Below are 488 nucleotides of genomic sequence, written 5' to 3'. Positions count from 1 at the left end.
TCGGTCGAAAATTAGGTCATCAACGGTCATGGTATTGGGGTGTTAAAAAGTGAAAGAAAAAAAGTTAGAAAGTAACGCTGGCATGGCTTTTCAGGAAGGCGCTGGCCTCGGCGTACTCCTCGTTCGTGTCGGAGCCGAAGCGCACGGCAAACGAGTACACGTCGCCGAGTAGATAGGCGAACGGTACGCTGAAATGGCGTCCGAACGTGGTTACGGAGGCCAGGGGGGCCGCCGCGTAGGGGCCGCTGTAGACGAGCGCGCCGTTGACGTACACCCGCGCCCCGTCTGCCACAGAGAGCCTCCAGGCAATGAGCGTCTTTTGGCCCGGCGTGGCGTTGGCCGCGCCTTTGGCCGAGCCAACATAGTAGGCCCCGGCGTCTCCGTCCGAGTTGACGCCGAAGATGATGCTGTGGCCCGCGCCGTCGAGCAGGTACGTACTATCCTCGTAGCGCATATTGACCACGGCGTACACCGTGTAGTCAGTGGCT

The 488-nt window shown here is 60.2% G+C and carries 1 protein-coding gene; it reads right to left on the bottom strand.

What is annotated here, in order from left to right; translation table 11 throughout:
• Positions 1-64: 64 nt before the first annotated feature.
• Positions 65-488: hypothetical protein (locus tag HW554_RS20345; protein WP_176910357.1), on the bottom strand; the 424-nt coding region annotated here is incomplete at its 5' end.

Source organism: Hymenobacter lapidiphilus, from assembly GCF_013377885.1.
GTDB lineage: Bacteria > Bacteroidota > Bacteroidia > Cytophagales > Hymenobacteraceae > Hymenobacter > Hymenobacter lapidiphilus.
The sequence above is the reverse complement of the archived record's forward strand: the minus strand, read 5'-3'. Positions and strand labels throughout refer to the sequence as shown.